The following is an 18751-nucleotide window of genomic DNA, read 5'->3' on the forward strand; positions in this document are numbered from 1 at the left end:
CCTTACGGCTGCTGTGCTGAGATGGCGGTGAGCTGATAACCTTGTTCAGTCTGGCGGAAGCTGAATGTGACCTGCGTCCCCACGGGGAGGGGGGCGGCCAGCAAATCATCCGGCAGGTCGAAAGTCATGGTCATAGGGGGCCAGTTTAGGGCCGCAATTGCACTGTGGGCGATGGAAACACGGGTGGCATTCCAGGCTTTGATTTGCCCACGGGAGTGGTAGTTATTGGTGTCTTTCGCCGCAGGGTTATCATGTGCAGTATCGGTCATCATCGCCCCATGGTCATGGGACATTGGCATGTTGTCAGCCATAGGCACGGTAGCCGCGAAAAGAGAAGTGGAGAACAGTGCCGCAGCACAAAACACGATACCCGCCGTAGCGGAAAGGGCGTGGGATAAGACTTTCATAGAAATAGCTCCAAAACATAAAGTAAACACAACACGCCAAAACGGCGTGAATAATGTGATTAAAAATGTCTGGATCTATTCTCTAAATCGGCAAAAAGCGATTTCAGTGGGTGGCCCGACAATGGGGGGAGTGTGCCAGTCAACATGATGCACACGTGGTGTTTGCTGTGCATCTGCCAACATTAGTTCCGTGTGGGTCGGCAGTACCGCGAGCACCAGTACTCCGCTATCAGACTGAATCGAGTCTGGAACACAGTGTTTTTCACACAAAGAGTTTTGCGCTTGACCATGCGACATATCCATCATTGATGGCATCGCGTGCATTGATGAGTGCTGTAAACGATCTGGCTGTAAATGCCCTTGATGCTGGGTGAATACCGGTGAAGCGGCAGGGGTAATATCACACTGATGGCCAGCAATAGCCAATTGCGCATTGAGGATCAACCAGCAGGCAACCAGCAGCATACCGCACATGCGCATTTTACTGGCGCGCATCCGGTGCATAAGCTGTGGTAATCCCTTAAATGCTGGCATGTTTACCCTGAATAAGTGGCGGTATTAAATAGCCCTGTCAGCGAGTATAGGACTATCTCCCTGTTTTTAGAATGGTTTTGTCCGGTTACGCGGAATGAAATGAAAGGTTATTAAAAGGTTAGCATGATGAATTTGTTAGATTTATTTTTAAGTCACGGGAGAAAATACAGTGAGTCGTAGCGAAAATTTACTTATCTTTAAACACTAGCCATCGTGAAACCCGCATCAGCCGAACCGACGGGGGAAATATCAATAACCCATATCAGGGAAATAGGTGGCATTTTAGAAAGGGTGTGCATCATATCATTGCAAATAATAATGCCTCTCAATATTATTTGTATTTATATAATAATCACGAATGAATTTAACTCGTTATCAGATTGCAGCCGGATAAAATTTGCACGCTAAGGGTTAATAGACTTGAGCAATGAAATGAAGAGGATGGCGTGTGGGCACGACAAATGAATACCCGGACAGTCAACGTTTGTTAGCAGACCCTTTGGTTGGCAGTGACCCATGGTGGCAGCAGATAGCGCAATGGGGAACTCCACTGGTGGAACCAGTCGCGGCTGGCAAAGTAAAACTGACCTTCCTGTGGCGTGATCGGCAAGCAAAGGCACACGACGCAGTTTATATCGATGTTAACGGCGTCACTGACCACCATAGCGTGCACCCTGAAACCCTCCAGCATTTGGGCCAGACGGATGTGTGGTATTGGCAGGCTGAGGTGGAGTCTGATTTTCGCGGCAGTTATTGCTTTATTCCTGTTACTGCCGAGCAGTGCCTAAATTTGCCCGAAGGGACAGTACAAGAACGACGTCAGGCGCAGCGTAATTGGTGGATTTCATTGCTAGATCAGGCAGAAAACGATCCGTTAAATCCCACGGCCGCCCATGGCAGTTACCGGGGAAGGCCACTGTCAGCGGTGCATTTGGCCGATGCCTTGCCCCAGCTTGCTTGGCAGCCAATTGATGCGGGCCAAGCACTGCCAACCGATCCAACGCGGTTGCAGTTGATCACTTGGCATAGCACGCGGTTAGGTAATTGTCGCAAGGTGTGGATTTACCACACAATTGATAGCCAAGGTCTTGGCGCGGAAGATAAAACCGAGCGTCCATTGGCCATCTTGCTCGATGGTCAGTATTGGGCGCAGGGGCAGACGATATTTGGTGTATTGGATAATGAAACGGCTGCCGGTCGTTTACCCGCCAGTGTCTATGTGTTGATCGATATTATCGACCAACCGCATCGCGCGCAGGAATTACCCTGCAATCAGGATTTTTGGCAGGCACTACAAACTGAACTACTGCCACAAGTGGCCTTGCTGCAACCTTTCACTGAGAAGGCTTCTCGTACTGTGGTTGCTGGGCAAAGTTTTGGTGGATTGGCGTCGTTATACGCTGGATTACATTGGCCGCAGCGTTTTGGCTGTGTACTAAGCCAGTCAGGGTCATTTTGGTGGCCAGATGTTGATAATCTTAAGGTATTGACAGCGGGAACGGCTAAATGTCGGGGCTGGCTGACCGAACAGGTTTACCAAGGTTTGGGGGCGGGCCATCCATTGGATATTTTTATGGAGGCAGGCCGTCGTGAGAATGTGATTTATCAAGTCAATGAAGCCATGAGTGAAGCGCTGCGTCAGGCGGGGCATCGGTTGCATTATCGAATTTATGCTGGTGGCCACGATGCTTTGTGCTGGCGCGGTGGCTTGATTGATGGGCTGCACTGTTTATTAGGTTCCCCAGAAGGATGATTGGGGGAAGTGTAAGCAACCAAATGCCAATAAAAAGGCTGTAAACAATGTGGTTTTTTAACCCAAGATACTCGGGCATAGCCACACCGAGGGGCGCTCTGGCGGCTTATGCCGCTATGGCCTCATCGGCATGCACTCCCCAATAACGGCGTTTGTCAGCAATCTGACATTCATCTGTTTTTATCGCCGATTTTTGCCATTTCTTTCGTGTTCGGCGATCAGAATCAACAGCAGAACTATTCAGTAAGGCCCTAAAACCGGCCCTTTGGGATCACGAGCGGGGTATGCGACACCGGATCATCAATGATCAAACATGGCATACCAAACACCTGCTCCACCAGATCGGCCGTGATCACTTCCCGAGGATTGCCCTGTGCAACAATCTGCCCATCGCGCATGGCGATAATATGGGTGGCATAGCGGCAGGCATGATTAAGATCATGCAAGACAGCAACGAGGGTATGATTATGCTGCTGATTCAATTCACTAAATAATTCAAGTAAATCAATCTGATGAGCAATATCCAAATAAGTCGTTGGCTCATCCAACAGTAATAATGGCGTTTGCTGTGCCAGCACCATGGCTATCCAAACACGCTGACGCTGCCCGCCGGATAAGGCATCTACCGGTCTGTCAGCCAGATCACTCACCCCCGTGGCTTGCATCGCATTGCTGACGGCCAGCTTGTCGGCTTGTGTCCACTGCTGTAATAATTTTTGATGAGGATAGCGACCCCGCGCGACCAAATCCAGCACGCTGATACCGTCCGGGGCCTGCGAACTTTGCGGCAATAACCCTAAATGACGTGCAACGTGCCGGGTGTCAACGCGAGCAATATTCTTGCCATCTAAAATGACCTGACCGGCTTGCGGTTTGAGTAAACGGCTTAAGGCTCGCAGCAATGTCGATTTCCCACAGGCATTTGGGCCGACAATAACCGTAAATTCCCCATCTGGAATGACAACACTCAGATTTTCACTGATTATCTTACCGTCATAACCCAGAGTCAGGGCCTGGGCCTGCAAACGAGCAGCGTGTGTGGCAGGGCTGACAATATTCATGAGCGCCCGGACTCCCGGATTAAAAGCCAAATAAGATACAAGCCGCCGATGCTGATGGTAACCACACCAACTGGCAACTGATTCGGTAAAAATAGGTGCTGGGCGCACAAATCAGCCGCAATCAATAATAGCGCCCCCATCAGCGCAGAAGCTGTTAAGGTGACGGAAGGGGTGCCTGTCAGACGTTTGGCAATCTGTGGTGCAGCTAAAGCAATAAAGGATATTGGCCCGGCAACGGCAGTGACTGCTGCCATCAAAATGACGCCAATCGCCATCAAGCTCAAACGGGTTCTTTCGACTGGAACACCTAAAGCCCCGGCGGCATCATCGCCCATTTCCAGCAATGGCATGCGCCGACTGAGTAACATAGCAGCTCCGATAGCCATAAAGATAAACATCACGGATGGCAGCCCTTTCGCCCACGTCAGCCCATTAAGCGAACCGGCTCCCCATGCGGCGGCGGTCATTGCGGCTTCCAATGATGCCGTGATGGTCAGCCAGGTATTAAATGCCGTGAGCATCGCCCCCATTGCAATACCGACAATAATTAAGCGAAATCCCTGAATTCCTTGGCGGTAAGCCAACAGATACACCGCCATGGCGGAGAGCAATCCACCGCCGAGGGCGCTACTGGCTATCTCAAAATAGTTGCCGTTAAACAACGTGATCGCCACTAGCGCTCCGGTATAAGCGCCAGCATTAAATCCAATAATATCGGGGCTGCCTAACGGGTTGCGCACCAGTGATTGAAATATTGCGCCACTGATACCCAGCGCGGCACCAAAAATCAATGCCATCAGCGCTCGGGGCAACCGCCACTGATTGACAATAATATTCGCCGCCCCTTCGGCGTGGCCGAATAAGGCAGTAATGACTTGCAGGGGAGATAACGAGAGAGTGCCAACCATTAATGCCAGCATGGCCCCCAATAGACAGGTTAGCAGCAATAAACAACCAACAATCAGGCGGCGTGGCTGAATACGTAGATTTATCGGGCCATCAGGTTGGCCCAATAACCACGGGGAAGTGACGGGTTTCATAGTGCGGTCATCCTTTTATTCCGTCGAACCAGCCAGATCAATAATGGCGCGCCAATAAACGCGGTTACGACGGAGACCCGCAATTCTCCGGGGACCAGAAAGCGGCCAACGATATCAGAGACCAATAACAAAATGGGGGTCATCACCAAAGTAAAAGGTAATACCCAACATTGATTCGGCCCGACAATCCAGCGAGCAATATGCGGCACCATTAGGCCAACAAAGGCGATAGGGCCTACTGCAGCGGTGGCAGCACCACAGAGTAAAGTGACAGTAACAACGGCCCAAAACTGAGTTTGGGCAATACGTGTCCCCATTGCTGCGGCTAAATCTTCCCCCATATGCATTGCATTGAGGGGCCGGGCCAGCAACAAAGCAATGATACAGCCGAGAACAATGGCCGGTGTGACGGCTATCACCACGGACATATTGCGGATATCCAGCGAACCGGCTTGCCAGAAGCGCACACTGTCATAGACCTGTGGGTGGGTCAGTGATATCCCGGTCGAAATCCCCAATAAGACAGCGGCGATGGCCACACCTGAGAGGGTGAGGCGTAGAGGATTCACCCGTCCGCCCCCCAGAGTGCCGACCCAATACACCACCAGTGTTGTCACCATGGCACCGATAAATGCGGAAATCATATAGCCATAAATGGCATGAACGCCGAAAACGGTAATGCCGACCACTACTGCAAAGCTGGCGCCAGCATTGACGCCTAAAATCCCCGGATCAGCCAGTGGATTGCGGGTAAGGGCTTGAATCACTGCTCCCGATAACCCCAGCGCGGCACCAGCAAGTACACCAATTAAGGTTCGCGGCAGGCGTGATTCCAAAATTAAAATACTGTCTGCGTTATTGTGATGCCCAAGTAAACTCTGCCAGACCACCGAAAAAGGGATCGCTTTAGCACCGAGCATCAGGCTAGCAGCCATAACCAATATCAATGCAATAATACTGAGTAATAGCAAAACCCCCGGATGGTAGGATGCGCTTCTCCCTATAGTCGGGACCGGTTTTGCTGATTTTAATGAAGATGAGGTTGGGGAGTCAGTTGCTGGCATTGTAACTCTTTGTTAACAAATGAGTATTCTTATCGTTTTGATTATCATTATTATTTGTTTGATGCATACTACCACGACTTATTATGGGAATGCATTGGCAATTTTTTGCCGGTTGATTTTGATGCCAAGCACCTATTTTGAGCTGCCGAGCGAAGAGATAGGGCAAGGCAGCTCGCAGATAAAAACTAAGGTTTCGCCTTAAACATGCCTTCAATCCGCGCTAACAAATTACTCGCACTATAATAATCCAACCGGAATGTATCATAGCCCGCAGCATAAACTCGGTTGTGTTCAATTGCCGGGATGTGAGCTAAAAATTTGTTGTTTTTCAATGCGTTCACCGCCGGTTGATCACCGGAAAACAGCAAAATGGTCTCGCCGTTAAGACCTTCAGCCAGCTTCTCTCCGCCGAGTTGGATGATATCCTTGCGGTGCCCCATGCTGGTATTACCTTTCACGGCAGTAGGGACTTGCGCCAGTGTGAAGCCTAGCTCCTGCAACAATTTTCCCTGCGCTGAATTCTCTGTCCACAAATTGGCTGTGCTCCCTGCCGCCTGATAGACAAATGCAGAGGTGGGTTGCGGTGGTAGCGTAATATTCTGTTTAACCTCACTAATCCGATCAGTGAATTTATCAATCACCTGTTGAGCATCGGCTTCATGTCCTGTTGCTTGCCCCAGCACGATAGCCAGCTCTTGCCAGCTCTTGTCATCGTAATTAATCACCAATGTGGGCGCGATGACCGATAACTGCTCGTACAGCTTCAGCGCTGAATCCCCGCCAGTGGCAGAGATGATGATAAGGTCTGGATCCATACCCGCAACAGCTTCTGCATTTGGTTCTGTCTGGTAGATTGGCACCAACTTTTTCGCTTGTGCAACATCTGACCATTGTGTAAAGAAGCCTTGATTATCTGCCACGGTGGTATTGGGCGCCGTGGCTCCCGTAGCTATCACGGGCGCATTAATGGCCAATAGGGTGCCGGTGATGGTGATACTGGTAGACACAATACGTTTTGGCTGATGTGTCAGTGTCACCGGGCCTTTTGTCGTTTCTACTGTGCGCGACCATGCGGAGGTATTTTCACTGGCTGATGAAGGGGCTTGCTGGCCTGTTGTTTCTTCAGCCGGTTTACAGCCGAACAAGAAGAAAATAAGGCTCACAATCCCCAGTCCAGCCAATACTGAACGGAATTCTTTGCCCTGAATGTGATGGATGCCAAGGGACATAATGGTGTTTTCTCTTTCTGTTTTAAGACGCAACGTTAAGGATGTTATACCGGTCAATATCGGCCTTGAATTGATTGACACTGTGGGTATCGCGTCATAATTTATCACGTCAAAGTGGAGTGATAGTCATTATTATTAAGATAACTATTTACATCAATACTAAGTTAGCGCCATCTGACCTGATATTGAGTGACAAGGGAAATATTTGCCGATAATTGTGCTTTAGGCAAAACATGTGAGCTTTAAGCAGTAAAACGACGTTTTATGTCCACATCCCCAGCATGTTCATTAGCCTTATTACTCTAAAAATTACTCAATAATTGAGTTAATTAACTGACTTATCATTATTACCCCATCTTTTATTGATGCAATAATACAAATTATTAGCTCAATATATAGATAGTTAAAGCTATTGCGTCTGCCAAATCATTTAGACGATAATGATTATCGTTAAGCTTTGATCGCCAAAGTTCCCTCTCACCACTTTTATACGCTGGCCTCCATGACGCATATGACCACTTTCTGGAGTAACTTCTATCTGGCTCATCAGGGCTGGTTGCGAGGATGGTTACGCAAAAAAGTGGGTTGCCACCATAGTGCTGCGGATCTGACGCATGACACCTTTATCAAATTGTTGACCATGGCCGATCCAAGTGTGATCCGCCAACCTAGAGCTTATCTAATGGTCACGGCCAATCATGTGATGATCGACCAATTTCGCAAACGTAAGCTGGAGCAGGATGCTTTGGTGGCATTAGCGCAGATGGCGGAAGATCAGTACGCGCAATCGGCAGAAGAGCGAGCGGCAGTCAATCAGTTGGTAGCACAGGCGATACAGATTCTAGTCAGTGAACTGGATGACAATGTATGCCGTGCATTCTTAATGGCGCGTGTTGAAGGGCGCAGTTACAGCGAGATTGCCGAGGCTCTCAGTATCAGCGAAAGCAGCGTAAAACAGTATCTTGCCAAGGCACTTATTCATTGTCATAGCCGCATCTTTTGTCAGGAAAACCATGCATAAAACCACTCATAACCCTGATGGCGGAGTTGCTCAAATTCAGCAAGATGCTGCGCAATGGTTATTGCATTTTTCTGAGGTAACACCGGGCAGTCCAGAGCACAATAAACTGTTAGATGCTTGGTATCACTGGTGTCAACAAAATGAGCAGCACGAAAAAATCTATCAGCAAATGAGTGGCTTATGGCAGAGCATGAGTCCTGAGCCAGTACGTCGTCGCTCAGGGCTGCGGGTCTCTATCTGGTTGGCACTGATGGTCAGTGGTTTGCTTCTTAGCCAGCTACCTTATCGTTATTGGCTGGCGGATCAACGTACCGCATTGGGCGAAATAAAACATATTTCTTTGGATGATGGCAGTGAAATCATTCTTAACAGCAATTCCGCAGTTGATATTGATTACTCATCAGGGCAACGTCTGATCACATTGCGACGGGGTGAAGTGTACGCCATTGTGGCGAAAGATGACGCGAAGCGCCCCTTTGTGGTCAGTAGCCGTGATGCACAGGCACTGGCCATGGGGACCCGTTACACGGTTGAACAGCAAGTGGCAGAAACTCACGTGGCGGTGGTGGAGTCCACTGTCGCCGTCAGCGCTAATGAAAACCCACAAGTCAGAGTGTTATTGGCAGCGGGTCAGCAAATTAGCCTAAATAAACATGCTATTACCCGCCCAATCTCAGTGAACCCTAATGCAGATAGTTGGGTGCAAAACCAACTAATTTTTGAGAATGCCTCTCTTGAGCAGGTGATTGAGCAACTAACACGTTATCGCGCAGGCCTGATGTATATCGACCCTCGTAGCCGCGAAGTATTAAGCCAATTACGCTTTACCGGTGTTTTACCGGCCACGGACAGCGATCAGGCACTCAATTTACTCGGACAATCATTGCCGCTAAATGTGAATACATCATTACCCGGCATCGTCTGGTTGTCTAAAAAATAATTTATTATTCAATGAATTAAATTTTATTTCATGAAAATGATAATTAATTTCATTATCAACTGCCCGTTTTTTTATTTGGTGCGTCTTTGATCCTGAAAACATAAAAATATTTCAGGGTAAATACATGAGCAGGAAAATTTTGCTGAATACATTGCTGGCAGTCATTCTGTCTGGCGGTACTTCAGCGTTGGCTACTGCTATTTCAGACAGTGGTAGCGTCACTAGAGTCATCAATATTACTGCGCAGCCGTTAGATAGCGCGCTAACGAAATTTTCCAAACAAACCGGGATAACATTTGGTGTCGATAGCCGCTTATTAATCGGCAAACAGGCCTCTGCAATCAGTGGTCATTACAGCACGTCGCAGGCGCTGGAATTACTGCTCAAAGGCAGTGGATTGTATGCGGAATTGTCCGCAGATGGTCGCAGCTATATTTTGCGCCCACTGGCTACCGCAACTGGGGAAAGCGCCGATGCTGACAATGAAATAGGACCAAAGACGGCTAACAGCACTCAACACCGCGGGGATGTGATGACGGTGCGTGGGCGTGCGCCAGGTCAATTACAAATAGGCAGCCAACAACTCACTGAAGCGGATATTGCCAAGCAGCCTACCGGCAATGGCAATATCACCGAATTATTACGTACCAATCCTAATGTGCAGTTTCCTGAAACGTCACGAAATAGCACCACACCAGGAGAGTTGGCCCCTGAGGTGGTCTCTTTCCATGGGGAAAAGTTTTATAACAACAATTTTATTGTTGATGGATTATCCAACAATGATCGGCTAAATCCCGGTGATAATGTTGGCGATATTGAGAAAGCGCCAAATGGTAATTCAGGGGCCGACTTTCCTGCCGGCCACCCCGAAGCCTTCTGGATTGATACCCATTTACTGGATTCAGTCTCGGTATATGACAGTAATATTTCCGCTAAATACGGGCAGTTTACCGGGGGGGTGGTAGATGCCACGCTGAAACGCCCATCATTTACCGAAGCCAGTGGCAATATTTCTTATCGCACGACGCGCTCTAGTTGGGCTAAGTACCAAATTGATGAGAAGAAACAAGCCACTTTTAATAAAGCCAGCACGCCGGATGCTCAACCAAAGTTTACCAAGAACTTTTACAGCATCACGGTTAATCAGCCCCTAAATGACCATGCCGGTTTTACTTTTTCTTATAATCGCAAAGAGTCGGCCATCCCTTATTGGCACACCTATATGCAAAAGTGGGAAGCTCAATCCCGGCTGAGCGAAACTTATTTATTACGTGGCTCTTGGGACAGCGACGAAAATAATAAATTTAATCTGACCCTACTGTATTCACCGCACAGCTCGACTTTTGTTCGCGCCAATACCATGAATGGTAAATTCACCAATGAAGGCGGCGGTTATAGCATTAATGGTGATTGGGAGAATCAGAATCAATGGGGTTCCCTCAATACCAAGTTGGCGTATCGGCAAAATGAAAACACCATTGATAACCAAGAGCAGAACTATTTTGCCTGGATGGCCAGCCCCAGTTTTGATTGGCGCAGTTCAGTCAGCTTGGCTGGTTTTGGTGGCTATGGAAAAGTAGAAACACAGCAGAAAAGCCAAATTTTACAGCAAGATATGGCATTCAATCGTTTCTCTACAGGACCGGTGAGTCACAAAGTCGATATCGGCTACCGCGCTGAGTTCTCTACGGCAAGCTATAACCGCCCGACGACCAGCTATGGTTTCACTAACCAAATTGCAGCGCCAAAAGTGGTTTGCCACGGTGATATTGGTTGTGTTGATGGTGACCAATATTTCTACCAGCGCACGGTGTATGACGCGGGCAAAACTGACGTCAATGCCAGCACTTATGGTATTTATTTGCAGGATACTGCGGCTTTTTCTCGTCTAACCATGATGCCTGGCGTGCGCGTGGACTATGACGATTACATGAAAAACCTCAATATCTCGCCACGTTTTAATGCCACTTATGACGTCTGGAACAATCATCATACCGAGCTGTTTGCCGGGGCCAACCGTTATTATGCGGGCAATATTCTGGCTTACAAATTACGCGAATCCCGCAAACAGGTTTACCTCGAATGTCGTGCAGGACATCTGTCAGCCAGTGGGAGTTGTACCAAGGGGAAAACCCCAATGGCGACACCGGATGAATGGGTTTATAGCAAAACGCAATCAACCACCAACTATAACTACAGCCAACTTAATACCCCCTACAGTGACGAGTTGAACCTCGGCTTACAACAACGCATTGGTGACACTATCTGGACAGCAAAGTGGGTACATCGGCAGGGTAAAGATCAATTTGCTGCAGAAAAACTTGAGGGTACGAAGACCTATGTCATGACCAATGGCGGGAGCACCAAGGCCGATACCTATTCTCTAACCGTGGCACCGGTTGCGCCAATTGATTGGCATTCGCTGGTTTTGTCATGGAATTTAGGGGCAAATATTCAGCGCAGCTATAGCACAAACGGCACTTATGACGATGAGGCGGATCCTGATGAACGCATTATCTATAAAGGTAAGGTGATCAGGAATATCGATAAACCTGCAGATAATTTTAACCGCCCGTGGTCTGCATTCGCGGAATTAAATACAGAAATTCCTGCATGGCGTTTGGATTGGACACAGCGGCTGAGTTATATCGCTGGCTATCGGGCTATAACAAGCCGTGAGACTGTCGCTTGTAACACAGATATACGTTGTCAGGGATATAGCGGCACAATGGATGTGTATGAAGAAGAACAATTCAGCCCGAATATTAACCTTGATTGGCGAGTTTCTTATACCCAGCCGCTAGGAAAACAAAATATTAAAGTGGGGCTGGATATATTCAACGTACTTAATCATGTCAATAAAACGGAATCAGATTATCAGATGGGCCGTCAATATTGGTTGGATGTGACATATAGCTGGTAAGCAATTTTAAATAATAAGGATAAATATGACACGCATATTGCGCTATTGGTCAGCAGGATTTTTATTGCTGCTGACTGGGGGTTCTGTTGCCTACGCACAGGAAATTAGCAGCCCAGCACCGGAAATCATTGAGGGGAAACTGGCCAATGGTTTGCGCTATTTACTGGTGCCGCTGGTGGGACAAAATGGGCGAGTAGATATTCGTCTGATCGTTGGCGCAGGCTCTTTAGATGAAGAAAATCAACAGAGTGGCGTTGCCCATATGGTGGAGCATATGGTGTTTCACAGCAGTAAAAATTATCCGCAGGGGGTCTCTGAGTTTCTACATAAACAAGGCTGGGTACGAGCGCAACACTATAATGCAATGACCAATTATGAGCGCACAGCCTATTTGTTCAGTCCACCTAAAGGGAATAAACAATTATCCGAGGCACTGGCGGTATTAAGCCAGATGGCGGGATACAGCAATATGACTCAGCCAGAATGGGATCGTGAGCGACAAATTGTTTATGAAGAGTGGCGCAGCAAACTCGGTGTAGCCGAGCGGATGAATCAGCAGCGAATCCAGGCTATTCGTTTTGCTTCCCGCTATCCCGAGCGGCCTGTTATTGGTGATGAGAAAAATATTAGAATCTTGCCCGTCAGTGAATTAAATGCTTTTTATCAGCGCTGGTATGTACCGAGTAATATGCATTTAATTATTACCGGTGATATTGATCGTGAAAAAGTTCAACAAGAGATTAACCGCTATTTTGCGCCGTTATCTGGCAATGCACTGGCAGCACGAAACTATTATGAACCGACGTTATCCACACAATTGCGTGTCGTTCGTTTACAAGATAGTCAAAGTGGCGGCAGTCAGGTTTCTTGGGTATATCGTTTTGATGAATCGGCCAGCCGCGCTACAGGCTATGACGGATTATACGCACGCTTGGTAGATCAAATTGCACTCACAGCACTTAGCCGTCAGCTCCGCCGCCAGCAAGATACTTTCCCGCCCGCAGTCAGCACCATGGTTATCAGAAAATCCTTTATCGGCCGCACGACATCCGCGTTGGGTATTTTTGCGCAAGTGACGCCAGATGGGCATCATCATGGGTTAACACAGATTCAGAGTGAAATTCAGCGTTTGCAACGTTACCCGATCGCGGCTGAAGATATTAACGACATCAAACAAGAGTTGCTGGAAACCTTGGCGAAAAGCAACGGGCGTGAAGAGCGCCGTGATTTTGCCGAATGGGTACAAAAAGTCAGTGATACGCTGGTTCAAGACAAGCCGATGACCAGCCAAAATCAAATTAACCAATGGGCAGCAACGGCGCTGAAATATATAGATGCCGATAAAGTCAATGCACGTATTCAGCGCTGGCTATCCTCTCCCGACCGTTTAGTTCAATTTACTGTACCGGGGAGTGCACCGTTTGTATTGCCAACATCTGGGGCGATTCTGCGTGCAGATCAACATCTCAACAACACCGTTATTGCCCCGTTAAAACCTAAGCCAAAGGCTATCGCTATTCCTGCATTACCTGTCATCAAGGCTTCCGGCACGGTTGTGCACCAGCAACATTATCCGCAGCAACACGTCAATATTTGGCATCTCAGTAATGGCGACCGCGTGGTTTGGCTACGCTCACCTCAGGCAGGCAAAAAAGTCTGGTTTACTGCCGTCAGCCATGCGGGATTTATGTCTCCAGACCTTAATCCGTGGCAGGCTCAGTTAGCGGCGCAACTTGTGCAGCAAAGTGGCCCGCAGGGCTGGAGTGCAGAGCAATTTTCCGACTGGAGAAAGCAGCAAGGGCTTTCACTCAGTTTTAATCAAAGTCCGACTGAATTGCAGATAAGTGGCCAGACCGATACTGCAAAACTGGATAACTTATTGCGGTTATATCATAGCCTGCATCAGCAACCACAAATTGCAGCAGACGTGATGAAAGAGAGCTTAAGCTCTCTGCTGCGGATGACGGCAAAAAGCGCAGATTCTGTTGGTGATAATAAAGAGCAATTAATCACTCAATTACGATTTGGTAAAGAAGCCTTTGCTCGGCCCACGCGCGCGCAGTTAATGGCGATAAATCAGGATGAGCTGTTGTCTCAATGGCGGCGAAGTGCGGCTGCACCAGCTACGTTCTATCTGGTGACGGACATGGAACCCACTGACTTGCAGGCAAAAGTCTCGCGCTATCTGGCGGGTATCCCTCGGCAAAAGATTGCCGCTGCGCCAGACTATTTACCACAGCCGGGTCATCGTGAAACACGCAATAAATGGAATGTAGAGCCGCGATCAGATTTAAACGTCTGGAGCTTTACCCCACTGAAATGGACACCACAACAGGCCGTTCAAGTTGCTATTGCGCAGGATCTTGCTCGGAAATACCTCAAAGCGGCCTTACGAGATGATTCGCTGGGTATCTATCGTATGAAGATTGATAGCACATTAACGGATAAAAAAAACCGGGTTGAAACTACGATGAGTTTTGGCAGTGAGCCAGCACGGATTGAGGCGTTATTACGCCAAGCTGAACAAATTTTTGCTCAGTTACCGGCGTTGATTACCGAGCAAGATATTCATGGTGCCGTGAGCCACTTCAAGCGCAATCAAGCTTCTCGCCTCAGTGACCCGGCGACTCAAATGCGATTGTTGATCCTCAGTGACGAGAATTATGGCGATCCGCATTATTTGACGGAAGTGAAGTCATTAGCAGATTCCATTACCTTACCAGGGGTTCGTGCAGCAGCAGCACAGCTATATAACCCGAATAACAGTGTGGTATCGATAGTTCAGCCACGGCAGCAAAAGGCCGAAGTGCAAGGGAACATCGTGCATTCTGGGGAGAAACAGCCGTGAAAAAGCTGTTCGCAATGCTACTCGACTTGAGCCGGCCATTCTGGGGTAAACGCCAAAATTGGCAGGCATGGCTGCTATTGGCCTCGATACTCGCTATAGGTTTTGGCGTGGTTTATCTGAATATTAGAATTAATAATTGGAGTAAGTCCTTCTATGATGCACTCGGGGCATTCGACAGCACGAAACTCTATGGTTTAGTCAAAGAATATAGCGTCTATATCGCTATTTACATTGCAATTTATGTCTATCAAGATTGGCTGATCAAGCTGCTAACCATTCGTTGGCGTGGTGCCTTGAGCGAACAATTGATCGACAGTTGGTTCGCTAAACGGGCATTTTATCGTTTATCACTCAATGGGAAAATGGATAATCCTGACCAGCGTATTGCTGAAGACATCAATTTATTTGTCACTAAAACCCTTGAGTTATTTATCTCATTTATTGTCAATTTTGCTCAGTTATCCTCATTTGTCATTATCTTGTGGAATCTCTCTGGTGTGCAGCAATTTACGCTGTGGGGAAAAAATATCACTGTTTATGGTTATTTGGTGTGGGTGGCCGTCATTTATACCTTGCTGGGCAGTTTGATAACGCACTGGATTGGTAAAAGGTTGCATGGCTTAAACTACCAACAGCAAAAAGCAGAGGCTGATTTTCGTGCCTCATTGTTGCGAAAACACGATAATGCCGAGCAAATTGCCCTATACGGTGGCGAAAATCAGGAAAAACGCCATTTAAAGCGTAATTTCTCAGCGATTGTGACCAATTGGCGTGCGTTAATGAATAGCGAGCGTAATTTGGGCTTTTTCACCGTCGGTTATGGTCGTATTAGCTTAATTGTCCCTATTTTTGCCGCGCTGCCCGCCTTCTTAAATAAAACGGTGACACTGGGTGGATTAATGCAAATCCGCAGTGCTTTTGGTCAGGTATACAGTGCTCTAAGTTGGTTTGTGCGTGCATATCGCCTGCTGGTGTCTTGGTCGGCGACACTGGAACGTTTAAGCCAGTTTAAACAGGCTATTTTGGATGAACAGCGTGAACAGCCACTGGCAACAGAGGGGCAAGATTTAGCTACCCAAGATTTATCACTGTCGACACCACAAGGTATTCCTCTGTTAGCCGATATAAAATTGCACTGTATTCAAGGTCACTGGCATCGAATCACGGGAGAAAGTGGCTTAGGAAAATCCACATTGTTACGCACCTTGAGTGGTTTATGGCCTTATTATTCAGGGCGTTGGAATGTACCGCAAGGGCGAAACCTATTGTTGCCGCAGCAGAGCTATCTGGGGCAGGGAACGTTGGCCGAATTGCTGTGTTATCCCCAAGCTGTTGTCGTGGATAATGACTATCTGCGATCGATATTACATAAAGTGGGATTATCGAATTGGCAGGACCGGCTTGATGCGCGACTCAATTGGGATCGAATATTCTCAGGTGGTGAACGCCAACGCTTGGCTTTTGCCAGAGCATTGGTTAATCGACCAGATACCCTCTACCTTGATGAAGCAACCAGCAATTTGGATACCACAACCGCCAGACAGTTATTGTCGCTGCTAAAAGAGTATCTTCCTCACTGTACGCTGGTTGCCATCACTCACCAGAACGGGCTGGATGATCTTTTCGAGTATCAACATAATTTAAGTCAATTTAGGCAACCACTTGGTGCCATCCCTACGACAAATTAAGGTATATCAGGCCAGTGAGCAAAGAAAGTCACTGGCTATTTTTCTCTTAGAGATAGCCAGTGTGGCGTAATGTATTTTCCCCTTGTGTATTGCATAAAATAGTTATTTCCTTCGTTGTACTTTCATTTTCAAAAAAATACAAAATTGCCAAAACAAATAAATAGATAAATTCTGCTGAATATCATGCCAGATGGTTTGATGTGAATTTTTGTTAGTATTTTATTTATCTCGCCTAATCTTATTTAATAGAGTGTTTAATTCTACTGACTTAAAATTAGTGAATAGTATTGCTGAAAATAAATTAATTAATCAGCTTATAGTTATAACAGTTAATAGACATGTCAATGTTGTATTTATATTCAAAATAAACACATATTACTGAAGTAAATACTGAGGATTTCTCATCATTTTACGATCAAAAAAAGCGATCGTTATTTACATTTTAATAGGTAAAATCAATCGGTTGGTTATTATTGATCGGTCATCTTGATCTTTTGTGTCGGTTTTATGCTATTTTAGTAATTAATCCTGATAATAAGACTTTTTTCTGCGGAAATTATCAGTGATAAACACCTTGAAATCTCAAGGAAATAAACTAAAAAATAAAACACAGGTGCATTCCCGTGAATTTTCTAAAACATATCACCATCAGGATGGCGTTATTATCTATTCTTGTTATATTTTTGTTGCTCTGGGGAGGCGTTTCTACCTTTACATTATATTCACTTAACCAATTAACACACTCCTTGCAGCAAAGCTCTAGCCAACAGAAAAACATTAATATTATTAACCGTGGTAATGATCAATATTTTCGGGTGGTCACACGCTTAAATCGTGCTGCCGCTTATCGCCAAAGTGGTGCCGTGGCTGATGCTGATCGTGAATTAGCTTCGGCGGGTGTCGCGCTTAAAAATACGCAAGAGGCTTTGGCGATGTTTAAACTTCAGCCCCATGAGGGTATGGACCCGCCATTAACGGATAAAACCATCGATAGCTGGTCAACATTATTAAATAAAGGGATTGAACCCATGTTTAAGGCGGTGAGTGATAATCGCTTTGAAGATTATAACAATCTGTTTAATAACAGTTACCCGCCATTGAGTCGTGAATTTGGTGCTGCAGTTGAGAAATATAATGCAACTGTTGATGCATCAACGGAAGCAGCCAGCTTGCGGGTTGAATTGTTAGTGGCTTGGTGCCAACGGGCACTGCTGGCTGCATTAATTGCGGGTGTCATTATTCTTTTCTTAACTGACCGCTATATCGTCAGCTATTTGGTGCACCCACTCGATGCGATTAAATTACACTTTAAGCGTTTGGCAGAAGGGCAATTAGGCCGCCCAATGGCCGAGTTTGGGCGTAACTGTGTTGGACAATTGATCCCCTATTTACGCGAAATGCAAAATAGCTTAGTGAACACGGTATCGACTATTCGTAATAGTACCGATGCGATTTATACCGGCGCAGGTGAAATTGCAGCAGGTAATGCTGACCTCTCTTCGCGTACTGAGCAACAAGCTGCGGCACTGGAAGAAACAGCTGCCAGCATGGAACAGTTGAATGCAACAGTAAAACAGAATGCGGAGAATGCCCATCAGGCCAGTAAGTTGGCTGAGAATGCTTCGACCACCGCACAAAATGGTGGGCGTATTGTTAGTGACGTGGTCGCGACCATGAGCAGTATTACCGAAAGTTCGCGCCGCATTGCCGATATCATTGGTGTGATCAACAGCATTGCTTTCCAGACAAATATTCTGGCATTAAACGCCGCAGTTGAAGCCGCTCGGGCAGGTGAGCAAGGCCGCGGTTTTGCCGTTGTCGCCAGCGAAGTGCGCAATTTGGCTCAACGCAGTGCACAGGCAGCTAAAGAAATTGAGGGGCTTATCAGTGAATCGGTATCTCGGGTCAATATAGGGTCTAAGCAAGTCTCTGAAGCGGGGGATACGATGAACAGTATTGTTCAGGCTGTGACAAATGTGACTGATATTATGGGGGAGATCGCCTCGGCGTCTGATGAGCAAAGCCGCGGAATTGGCCAAATTGGTCAAGCTGTTGCCGAGATGGATGGTGTGACACAGCAAAATGCCTCTTTAGTACAAGAGTCCGCTGCTGCTGCAGCTTCACTTGAAGAGCAGGCTCGCCAACTTACTGAGGCCGTTGCTGTTTTTAATCTGTCGGATAACGCGAGATCTGCATAATAGTGATTGAAATTAAGCCATAGAATTTACAGAAATTATTGTTAA

General features: G+C 47.1%; 13 protein-coding genes. 7 read left to right on the plus strand and 6 right to left on the minus strand.

From position 1 onward, the window contains the following. Nucleotides 1-2: 2 nt before the first annotated feature. Both HUZ92_RS01325 and HUZ92_RS01330 read right to left on the minus strand, forming a co-directional pair. A complete protein-coding gene (locus HUZ92_RS01325) occupies nt 3-407 on the minus strand; it encodes a copper-binding protein (protein ID WP_050097812.1) in 405 nt (134 codons plus the stop codon). Nucleotides 408-482: 75 nt separating this feature from the next. Then, nucleotides 483-911, minus strand: coding sequence for a hypothetical protein (locus tag HUZ92_RS01330; RefSeq protein WP_050098146.1), 429 nt, complete (start codon nt 909-911; stop codon nt 483-485). Nucleotides 912-1389: 478 nt separating this feature from the next. Between HUZ92_RS01330 and fes the strand changes: the two genes are divergently transcribed. Then, a complete protein-coding gene (fes, locus tag HUZ92_RS01335) occupies nt 1390-2694 on the plus strand; it encodes an enterochelin esterase (RefSeq protein ID WP_145579836.1) in 1305 nt (434 codons plus the stop codon). A 251-nt stretch (nt 2695-2945) separates the two neighbouring features. Here fes and HUZ92_RS01340 read toward each other — a convergent pair whose 3' ends face one another. The 4 genes from HUZ92_RS01340 to fepB form a co-directional block, all read right to left on the minus strand. Continuing rightward, entirely contained in the window at nt 2946-3755 is an 810-nt protein-coding gene (locus HUZ92_RS01340) for an ABC transporter ATP-binding protein (protein ID WP_050097814.1), read from the minus strand. Further along, nucleotides 3752-4795 (minus strand): iron-enterobactin ABC transporter permease, encoded by a 1044-nt coding sequence (gene fepG, locus HUZ92_RS01345; protein WP_050097815.1) that lies wholly within the window; start codon nt 4793-4795, stop codon nt 3752-3754. Before fepG ends, HUZ92_RS01340 begins: the two co-directional genes overlap by 4 nt. Next, on the minus strand, nt 4792-5859 hold the full coding sequence (gene fepD / locus HUZ92_RS01350) for a Fe(3+)-siderophore ABC transporter permease (RefSeq protein WP_145579837.1): 1068 nt from the start codon (nt 5857-5859) through the stop codon (nt 4792-4794). Before fepD ends, fepG begins: the two co-directional genes overlap by 4 nt. 185 nt (nt 5860-6044) lie before the next feature. Then, nucleotides 6045-7088 carry a Fe2+-enterobactin ABC transporter substrate-binding protein gene (gene fepB / locus HUZ92_RS01355; RefSeq protein ID WP_174846769.1) on the minus strand — a complete coding sequence of 348 codons (1044 nt, stop codon included), beginning with the start codon at nt 7086-7088 and terminating at the stop codon, nt 6045-6047. Nucleotides 7089-7590: 502 nt separating this feature from the next. Between fepB and HUZ92_RS01360 the strand changes: the two genes are divergently transcribed. The 6 genes from HUZ92_RS01360 to HUZ92_RS01385 all read left to right on the plus strand — a co-directional run bounded on the left by HUZ92_RS01360 (nt 7591) and on the right by HUZ92_RS01385 (nt 18706). After that, nucleotides 7591-8109: a sigma-70 family RNA polymerase sigma factor gene (locus HUZ92_RS01360; protein ID WP_050097819.1), complete on the plus strand. Its 519-nt coding sequence runs from the start codon at nt 7591-7593 to the stop codon at nt 8107-8109. Next, nucleotides 8102-9049 carry a FecR family protein gene (locus tag HUZ92_RS01365; RefSeq protein WP_050097820.1) on the plus strand — a complete coding sequence of 316 codons (948 nt, stop codon included), beginning with the start codon at nt 8102-8104 and terminating at the stop codon, nt 9047-9049. The genes HUZ92_RS01360 and HUZ92_RS01365 overlap by 8 nt, the downstream gene beginning before the upstream one ends. Nucleotides 9050-9173: 124 nt before the next feature. After that, nucleotides 9174-11972 carry a TonB-dependent receptor gene (locus HUZ92_RS01370; RefSeq protein ID WP_050097821.1) on the plus strand — a complete coding sequence of 933 codons (2799 nt, stop codon included), beginning with the start codon at nt 9174-9176 and terminating at the stop codon, nt 11970-11972. A 25-nt stretch (nt 11973-11997) separates the two neighbouring features. Next, nucleotides 11998-14820, plus strand: coding sequence for a M16 family metallopeptidase (locus tag HUZ92_RS01375; protein ID WP_050296191.1), 2823 nt, complete (start codon nt 11998-12000; stop codon nt 14818-14820). Beyond that, nucleotides 14817-16508, plus strand: a complete 1692-nt coding sequence (locus tag HUZ92_RS01380) for an ABC transporter ATP-binding protein/permease (protein ID WP_050097823.1) — start codon at nt 14817-14819, stop codon at nt 16506-16508. Before HUZ92_RS01375 ends, HUZ92_RS01380 begins: the two co-directional genes overlap by 4 nt. A 623-nt stretch (nt 16509-17131) precedes the next feature. Further along, entirely contained in the window at nt 17132-18706 is a 1575-nt protein-coding gene (locus tag HUZ92_RS01385) for a methyl-accepting chemotaxis protein (RefSeq protein WP_050097824.1), read from the plus strand. Nucleotides 18707-18751: the final 45 nt, after the last annotated feature.

Source organism: Yersinia vastinensis (assembly GCF_902726565.1).
Classification (GTDB): domain Bacteria; phylum Pseudomonadota; class Gammaproteobacteria; order Enterobacterales; family Enterobacteriaceae; genus Yersinia; species Yersinia vastinensis.